Genomic DNA, 8558 nt, shown 5'->3' with positions numbered 1-8558 from the left:
CTTAAGACACGTTACTTGACGCAACTTGCGACTAAGTGAGCCGTGTTAATTCCAGTTAAGTAATCCCTTCCATCTGAGTTCTTTTTGACCGCGCAGTCCAAAACTACTTGTCATAACAAGGCGATATGCCCATCCAAAGAAAGGCACGCGGAACTCCGTTCGGGGGCTTTTCAAGGCAAGTGATGCTGCTCCAAAATATCAACTTTCCGTGATCGACAAATCGTCGCCAGATTTTTGGCACAGAGTTGTAAGGGAAGGGTCGCTGGGAACTGTCGTTCGGGCCTTGTATACAGGAAACAACGGAGTCGGCTTTTGACTCGTCTGGACCAAGGTGGCACGATTTGGTCAATAACAGCCGGCACACTGGGCATGATTGATTGACACGGTTTTGAAGACTAAGAGGACATTCCGGATGTTTTCTGTTTTACCGGCCAAGTTTTGATTTGAGAGGCACCATGACACGCAAAGTCACCAAAGCAGTTTTTCCAGTGGCGGGAATGGGAACCCGGTTTTTGCCGGCAACCAAGTCCGTTCCGAAAGAGATAATGACGTTGGTGGACCGCCCCCTGGTGCAATATGCAATCGATGAAGCCCGCGCCGCTGGGATCAAAGAGTTCATCTTTGTGACGTCTCGCGGGAAATCCGCGCTTGAAGATTACTTTGACCATAACCTCGTCCTCGAACAGGAACTAATGGCCAAAGGGAAAAACAAGCTTCTCGATATCCTGAACAAGACCAATATGGAAAGCGGCGCGATCGCCTATATCCGCCAACACAAAGCCTTGGGTCTGGGCCACGCCGTTTGGTGCGCGCGCCGCTTGATAGGCGATGAACCTTTTGCCGTTATGTTGCCTGACGATGTGATTGCTGCAGACAAACCATGTCTGCAACAAATGGTCGAAGCCTATGAGGAAACGGGCGGCAACATGGTGGCAACGATGGAGGTTCCGCCAGAAAAGACAAGTTCGTATGGCGTGCTGGATGTTGTCGACAGTATCGGCCCGGTCATTCCGGCCAAGAGCATGGTTGAAAAGCCTGAACCATCGAAAGCGCCATCCAATTTGGCCGTTATCGGGCGCTATATTCTTCGACCTTCCGTGTTGAACAACCTGAACGCAATGAAAACCGGAAGCGGCGGTGAAATCCAACTGACTGATGCAATCGCCGAAGATATCGCATCCGGCGTGCCCGTTTTTGGCTACAAGTTCGACGGGCAGCGTTTCGACTGCGGCTCAAAATCCGGTTTTCTGCAAGCAACCGTTTCCTTTGCCCTTGCCCGTGACGACCTGCGTGATGACCTGAGCCAGTATCTGAATGACATCGTTGCAACTGGAAAAGCGGCCCAGTAGCCAAGGGATCACTCATTCCACAAAAAGAACTGAAAAATATCGTTGATCATCAGCAATTCAGGGGCACGCGTATGAACAGAACGGTCTATCCAGTCATCCTGTGTGGTGGTTCAGGAACGCGTTTGTGGCCCCTGTCGCGCAAAAGCTATCCCAAGCAATTCGTCCCACTTGTCGGCAAAACCAGTCTTTTACAAGATTGTGCCGACCGGATGCTTGGGCCCTCGCATGCGCCCTATGCCAAACCACTGGTTCTAACCAACGATGCCTTTCGGTTTATTGTCCCTGAACAGTTGACAGCTGTGGGGATCGCCCCCGGCCCGATCCTGATTGAGCCTGAAGGGCGCAACACGGCCCCTGCCGTACTGGCGGCTGCGTTGTACCTTGCCTTACGTGATCCGGATGCCATCATGCTGGTTGCACCTTCAGATCATGTGCTTCCAAACAAGGCGGCTTTTCATCAGGCAGTCGACATAGGCGTGCGCGCAATTGCCGAACGAGGCGATCTGGTGACATTTGGCATCACGCCCACTCGGCCCGAAACCGGGTATGGCTACTTAAAGCTGAACGACGCCCCAGACGCGTCCGAGGGTGCAGTTCGCCTGGATCGGTTCGTGGAGAAACCGGATCTGGAAGCGGCGCAGGCGATGGTGAAAGATGGCAGTTACCTGTGGAACTCCGGCATCTTCCTGTTTGCGGCACGTGACATCGTTGCCGCATATGAAAAGTACGCTAGCACCCTTGTTGCACCTGTCCAAAAGGCCGTCGACAGCGCAAAGACAGATTTGGGGTTCCTGAGATTGGATCCTTCAGCTTGGGCTGACGTCGATGACATATCGATCGACTATGCGGTCATGGAAAAAGTTCCCAACCTCAGCGTGGTTCCCTATTCCGCAGGTTGGTCTGATGTTGGCAGTTGGACGGCTGTTCAAGAATTGTCAGATCCTGATGAAAATGACATAGCGACACATGGGGAAGTAACCACAATCGACTGCCGCAACGTTCTGATACGATCAGAATCGCCAGCGCAGGAAGTGGTGGCAATGGGGCTTGAGAACGTTATCGCAGTTGCGATGCCAGATGCTGTGCTGGTTGCCAGCATGGATAAAGCCCAGGACGTCAAGCAGGCTGTTGCTGCCTTAAAGGCAAAAGGGGCCAAACAGGCAGATACGCTTCCGGTCGATCACCGCCCCTGGGGCTGGTTTGAGAGCCTCGTGATCGGTGACAGATTTCAGGTCAAGCGAATCCATGTGCATCCGGGCGCAGCGCTCAGCCTGCAGTCCCATCACCACCGGTCCGAGCATTGGATTGTGGTAGAGGGCACCGCCAAGGTCACAATCGATGATCAGGAACGGTTGGTCAGTGAAAACCAGTCAGTCTATATCCCGCTGGGTGCTGTGCACCGGATGGAGAACCCTGGCAAGGTGCCCATGGTATTGATCGAAGTGCAGACCGGCACCTATTTAGGCGAAGATGACATCATTCGATATGAAGACATTTATGCCCGGGATTAAGCGGCGACATAGTTCTCCACAGGCCATACTCGGGTCGGCTTATCCCCGGAGATACTCAGGTTAACAGATCATTTCCTGTGCGGTCGGCCAGGTCAGACGAGATTGACGCGCCTTACGGCAGGGTGGCGCGCAACCGATTTTCGGACCGACAGCCACAGGAGGCCCCCCCGTGTCACAGATCTCACCCAGACTGCACCTGCCTTTTCTGCAACCTTCGCAGGCCCAAAAACACGTCATCCACAATGAAGCACTGCGACAGCTTGATCTGGTCGTTCAACTTTCAGTACAGACGACCAATGCCAGCACCCCGCCCGTAGTCCCCGAGCAGGGCGATATCTATGCTCTGGGCGCCACCCCCACCGGGGACTGGGCCGGACATGCAAGAGAGCTTGCCGCATGGCTGGACAACGCCTGGCATTTCTTGACCCCGTATGCGGGCTGGCGTGCCTGGGACGAAGCCACTGGTGAACTGAAGTTCTGGAATGGGTCTGACTGGCTGCCCTTGCCCGTCAATACTCAGAACCTGGATGGTATCGGGGTGGCGACAAGTTCGGACGTTACGAATCGCTTGTCTGTCCGAAGCCCGGCCACGCTTCTGAGCCACGAGGGCGGCGGGCATCAGCTGAAGATCAACAAGGCGGGTGCCAGCGATACGGCATCGCTGGTGTTTCAGTCGAACTGGACCGGCCACGCTGAAATGGGGTTATCCGGAAGTACGGGGTTCTCAATTAAAGTGTCCCCTGACGGAGGTACCTGGACGGAAGCTCTGACTTTTGACCCTACGACCGGAACAGCGGCTGGTGCAGCTATTCAGGGTAATATGACGGATACCACTCCGGGTCGCCTGATGCGTGCCGACTACGGCTATGGGCCGGGCAACCTTCTGGGGGCGGTATCAGAAGTTGGCGGCACACCAACCGGTGCGGTCATAGAGCGCGGAAGTAATGCCAGTGGCGATTTCACGCGTTTTGCTGATGGAACCATGATTTGCACCGCCGTGTTGCTTCCTGTCGCATGTACGACCGCTGAAGGCGCATTATTCGCAAGCGCTGCAATGACGTGGGACTACCCAGCGCCATTTTCCTCTGCGCCAAGCGTTAGTGGCAGCGCTGGAGCTAATAATCGCTTCATCGGGTTTGATGTGCCCGGAAACACTCAAGTTACCTGCAAAGCCCTCTCCTCAACTTCGGATGCAGTCGCTTTTTCACCAAGTGTCATCGCCATAGGGCGCTGGTTCTGAGTACAGCTGCCGCCTGAACTGTGGTTCAGGCGGTTTTTTTGTGTAGTCGACCCATTTCTTTAGCAATCACCGATTTCATTGGACCCGCCACAGACGCCTTGCTCCGGGCGAAAAGCGAGCGACGCAACACCACACGCCTGGTAGCTGTTTATTACTGATCCATGCCCAGAATTGTATCTTCTCAGCTGACAATGGCCGTGATTCAACAGTTTCTGCGCTGCACGACGGACTTTAGAAACTCCTTTCCAGCACTTATTGCCTCAAAAACAACAAGAAAACGTGGGAACTCAACAGCCATACCTGTAAATCATTGAAACCGGCCCTGGATTCTTCGATTGTGCCCGCGCCGTTGATAGTAATTGGTAAAAAAGGATTTGGCAGATGCGCATTGCAATGATCGGCACAGGTTATGTGGGCCTTGTGTCCGGTGTGTGTTTCTCGGACTTCGGACATGATGTGATTTGCGTTGATAAGGCTGAGCAGAAGATCGATATGCTCAAAGCCGGACAGGTGCCTATTTATGAACCGGGTCTGGACGTGCTGATGGCACGAAACGTCGTGGCTGGCCGTCTGAGCTTTACAACCGATCTTGCAGCCGCAGTGGACGGCGCGGATGCTATCTTTATTGCAGTTGGAACGCCGACCCGGCGTGGAGACGGCCATGCGGATCTGACCTATGTGATGGCAGCGGCGGAAGAAATCGCTCAGGCTGTCACCGGGTATACCGTTATCGTCACAAAATCGACTGTGCCCGTCGGAACAAACAGAAAAGTGCAGGAAACAGTCAAGGCCGCCAACCCCCAGGCCGAATTTGACGTGGCTTCGAACCCTGAATTTCTTCGCGAAGGCGCGGCAATCGACGATTTCATGCGCCCGGACCGCGTCGTGGTCGGCGTGGAAAACGACCGCGCTGCCGAAGTGATGGCAGAAATATATCGCCCTCTGTATCTGCGCGACTTCCCGATCCTGACCACCGATCTGGAAAGTGCCGAGATGATTAAATACGCCGCCAACGCGTTTTTGGCGACCAAGATCACCTTCATCAATGAAATCGCAGGACTGTGCGAAAAAGTTGGCGCGGATGTTAAAGAAGTTGCGCGCGGCATCGGCCTTGACGGGCGGATCGGCAACAAATTTCTGCATGCAGGACCCGGCTACGGTGGTTCATGTTTTCCAAAAGACACGGCCGCGTTGGCGCGGATCGGGCAGGACCACGCGCATCCAATGCAGATCACCGAGACCGTCATCCGCGTTAATGACGAAATCAAGAAGCGGATGATCGAGAAAATTCGTGACGCATGTGACGATCATTTCAACGGCAAGACCGTGGCAGTTCTGGGTGTTACGTTCAAACCCAACACAGACGATATGCGCGACGCACCATCACTGTCCATCGTCCCCGCCCTAATAGGCGGAGGCGCAAAGGTGCGTGTTGTTGACCCACAGGGAAAATCTGAAGGGGAGGCGCTCTTGCCGGGCGTCGAATGGTGCGACGATCCGTATATCGCCGCGCGGGGCGCGGATGTTGTTGTGCTGCTGACAGAATGGAATGAATTCCGCGCGCTGAACCTTTCCGAAATTGCGGCGTCAATGAAATCAGCCAGGATGGTTGACCTGCGCAACATCTACTCGAAAACTACGGCGCTGAAGTCAGGATTTGACACCTATGTCGGCGTTGGGCGCTGAAAGCGTGCTTCCCGCCGCACGCATCTTCAAGTGGTTGACGGATCATAGTGCGGCAGTCCAGACCCGGTAACGGCCTTGGCCGGTGACTTCACGCACCAGACCTCTCCGGGTGAACAGGTCAAAATTCCGCTGAACCGCCGCGCGCGAAGAAATGGTAAGTTCTTCCGCAAGCGGGGCCGAGACCATGGGCCACGCCGCCAGAGCATCAATCAGACGCGGGGGGGTGCGACCGCTCAAATCATGCGTTGCGTCGCGCGCCTTGCCCTCCCAGGCACTGATCCGGTCGAGGTGCAGCAAGGCCGCAAGAACGGCTTGCCCGGCGCCCTGTATCCAAGACCCTAACTTTTCCGTCGGCCCACCCGTTCCGCGCAACGCACCCGGACCAGACAGCGCCAGTGGCATGAACGTTGCGCCGCCGCGCCCCATCGAAGCCGCGTGCCGCGCTGCGATGATTGCCGCCTCGGTGTCGTGTCCGACGCCCTGCGATATAGCTCGCCAAGCATGAAACGCGATCGCCGATTGTGTTACTGGGTGCAACCTTTCAGCATTCTGCATGACTTCGGCCAGATCAACGATCGCTTCGGGCGTCGCACCAGAGCCCTGAGCCAGACGGTCGAGAAACGCTGTCAACCCGCTTTCCCACCCGCCTGTAGCCGGGCCTGCGCCTGAGCTCAGACGGCGCACGGCCCAACCTGCCCGAAACAGCGCCTGCACGTCATCGTGGGTCGCGCCGATCCTCAGACCCGTCCACAAAGCCAGGCGGTCTACGCTGACCCGATCCCCTGTCCACCACCCCAGATCGGACGTTTCCATAAGTGCCAAACGGTGCGTCCACCCCTCAGGCCCCGAACGCAGCCGCTCATCCAGAGCGCCAAAGGTCAGGGCAAGATCAGCAAGCTCTGCCGACAATTCTGATTGTGCCGAATGCCAATCGCGCGGATCGAACAACGGGCGCTGATCTGATCGGGGACCAGGCAGAAAGAAATCTTCCTCCACGTCCTGGTCCGGGGGCAAAAACCAAGGGTCGTCCTCTTCTGCCGGATCGCCGTCATAGATACTGGCTGGGCCAAGATCATCGACCTCGTCTTCTGGAAGGGGCATGGTTTTCTTCGACGTCATACCCGGCATTCTTCGGGCATTTGCAACTGTTCACAAGGGTTTTCCATCAGCCCGAGAATGTACGGGTCAACACTTCCAGTTCAGCGCTTAAATCCGTATGCGGGGAACTGCCCAACAGCATATATCCATAACCGCCTTGCTCCCACTTTGCAGTTGCCAAACCGCTCAAGACCGATAGTTGGACGTCGGTACTTGGGGCATTCGGTCCTTGGCGAATAACACAGAAGGCAAGTGGTCGACCCTGATCATCAGCAAAAACCACTTGGATCAAGGGCTTGCCTTTGAATGAAAGAACCTGCGCCCGCTTCAGCTCCAACCCTGGCAGTGCTTCCAGTGTTTCCTGATTCAGTGATCGTCCCAGCTTGGCTTCGGCCATTGCAAATTGCTTGGCCAGCGACGCGTCCGAACTGTCCAGCGATGCAATCGTTTCCGGCACGTAAAGTGATTGATAGATCGCGGCCTGCTGGGCCCAGCTTAAATCTGCTGGCCGGGTGGCCCAGAATGTTACGGCGACGGCTGCAAACGCCGCGCTGGCAGCCACCGCAACAAGACGCAGAAACCCGTTAATGCCGGGCCGCGTCGTTTTTTCCGGCAGGTCCACCTTCGGCGCTTCAGCGGGCAGCTTCTCAAAAACGTCCCGAACAACTGGCGCAAACGGATCCAGCGCCATCAGACGATGTTCCAACGTAGCGTCATCTTCAACCGCAGCCTCAATAGCGCGGGTCTGAGCCTCGTCCAGGCTGCCTTCCAGATACGCTAGAAGCGTCTCGTCGGAAAACGTCATTTGCCACTCCGTCGCGCGGTGTCCGCTGCATCAATCTGCATCACGGTTTTAAGTTTCTGCCGGGCATTCGAAAGCCGGCTCATGATCGTGCCAATTGGAACCTCCAACAAGGCGGCGGCTTCGCGGTAACTGTACCCCTCAACGAAGACGAGCATAACCGTTTCGCGCTGTGCCTCTGGCAACTGCATCACTTGAGTAAACACTTCAGCCGCAAAAATATTCGTTTCTGTGTCTGGTCCCGTTGCAACCAGATCCGCTTCGGGGGTCACCGACAGCGCCTGCGCGTTCCGAACCGACCGCGAACGCAGCTCATTCAGCCAGATCGACCGGCAGATTGTCATCAACCAGCTGTCCAGACGGTTATGCGACGTCACCTGATGATGTCGTTCAAGCGCGCGCAAACATGTGGCCTGCAACAAATCGTCGGCTACATCCGAGGCACCCGATAATGCCAGCGCAAACCGCCAGACACGCTTCGAATGCGTCTGAACCGCATCGCGGACGGCTTGTTCAGAAGTCATCTCAGCTCTCATCGAATGATCGCGACCTGCTTGTGTTTCTCAATCGCGGATCGGACCCGCAAGGGCAGAATTGCCATATTTAGCAGTGAAATGAAACGAAACTCCTGCTCCAAGCAGTCACGTTTGCGTCTGTAATTGTTGCAGCGCCTGTTTCTGCAACCAACTGGGTGTTGGATACTGGCCATTTGCGGCAGTTGTATTGGTTTCGACCAAAGGCATGGTGTTCCAAAGCACATAAGCCGTTCGATTGCGGTTATGGATTGCTTGAGTATTTGGTATTGGTTGCGGGTTTGGTGGTTAGGTCTTATTTAGCGTGTTTGGATGTTGGGATGGGTTGGTCTGCCGCAG

7 protein-coding genes are annotated in these 8558 nt (G+C 55.6%); 4 read left to right on the top strand and 3 right to left on the bottom strand.

Annotated elements, in window-relative coordinates; genetic code table 11:
• Nucleotides 1-455 precede the first annotated feature (455 nt).
• From galU to AC2FNC_RS19065, 4 genes are all read left to right on the top strand, one after another.
• Nucleotides 456-1349: a UTP--glucose-1-phosphate uridylyltransferase GalU gene (gene galU, locus AC2FNC_RS19080; protein WP_480519762.1), complete on the top strand. Its 894-nt coding sequence runs from the start codon at nucleotides 456-458 to the stop codon at nucleotides 1347-1349.
• Between the two features lie 71 nt (nucleotides 1350-1420).
• A complete protein-coding gene (locus AC2FNC_RS19075) occupies nucleotides 1421-2860 on the top strand; it encodes a mannose-1-phosphate guanylyltransferase/mannose-6-phosphate isomerase (protein ID WP_496716301.1) in 1440 nt (479 codons plus the stop codon).
• 169 nt (nucleotides 2861-3029) lie between these two features.
• The gene (locus tag AC2FNC_RS19070; protein ID WP_480554856.1) at nucleotides 3030-4100 is read left to right on the top strand and encodes a DUF2793 domain-containing protein; all 1071 of its coding nucleotides are present in this window, start codon (nucleotides 3030-3032) and stop codon (nucleotides 4098-4100) included.
• Nucleotides 4101-4481: 381 nt separating this feature from the next.
• Nucleotides 4482-5786, top strand: coding sequence for a UDP-glucose dehydrogenase family protein (locus AC2FNC_RS19065; protein ID WP_480554855.1), 1305 nt, complete (start codon nucleotides 4482-4484; stop codon nucleotides 5784-5786).
• Between the two features lie 42 nt (nucleotides 5787-5828).
• Here AC2FNC_RS19065 and AC2FNC_RS19060 read toward each other — a convergent pair whose 3' ends face one another.
• The 3 genes from AC2FNC_RS19060 to AC2FNC_RS19050 form a co-directional block, all read right to left on the bottom strand.
• Nucleotides 5829-6887 (bottom strand): helix-turn-helix domain-containing protein, encoded by a 1059-nt coding sequence (locus AC2FNC_RS19060; RefSeq protein WP_480625122.1) that lies wholly within the window; start codon nucleotides 6885-6887, stop codon nucleotides 5829-5831.
• 64 nt (nucleotides 6888-6951) lie between these two features.
• Entirely contained in the window at nucleotides 6952-7689 is a 738-nt protein-coding gene (locus AC2FNC_RS19055) for an anti-sigma factor (protein ID WP_496716299.1), read from the bottom strand.
• Entirely contained in the window at nucleotides 7686-8210 is a 525-nt protein-coding gene (locus AC2FNC_RS19050) for an RNA polymerase sigma factor (protein ID WP_480519750.1), read from the bottom strand. Before AC2FNC_RS19050 ends, AC2FNC_RS19055 begins: the two co-directional genes overlap by 4 nt.
• Nucleotides 8211-8558: the final 348 nt, after the last annotated feature.

Source organism: Ruegeria sp. BHSA123 (assembly GCF_059613425.1).
The sequence above is the reverse complement of the archived record's forward strand: the minus strand, read 5'-3'. Positions and strand labels throughout refer to the sequence as shown.

Bases quoted from the DNA above. Each gene is read 5' to 3' on its own strand.
- AC2FNC_RS19065 (WP_480554855.1), top strand. From the start codon at position 4,482: ATGCGCATTGCAATGATCGGCACAGGTTATGTGGGCCTTGTGTCCGGT.
- AC2FNC_RS19055 (WP_496716299.1), bottom strand. From the start codon at position 7,689: ATGACGTTTTCCGACGAGACGCTTCTAGCGTATCTGGAAGGCAGCCTG.
- AC2FNC_RS19050 (WP_480519750.1), bottom strand. From the start codon at position 8,210: ATGACTTCTGAACAAGCCGTCCGCGATGCGGTTCAGACGCATTCGAAG.
- AC2FNC_RS19060 (WP_480625122.1), bottom strand. From the start codon at position 6,887: ATGCCCCTTCCAGAAGACGAGGTCGATGATCTTGGCCCAGCCAGTATC.
- galU (WP_480519762.1), top strand. From the start codon at position 456: ATGACACGCAAAGTCACCAAAGCAGTTTTTCCAGTGGCGGGAATGGGA.
- AC2FNC_RS19075 (WP_496716301.1), top strand. From the start codon at position 1,421: ATGAACAGAACGGTCTATCCAGTCATCCTGTGTGGTGGTTCAGGAACG.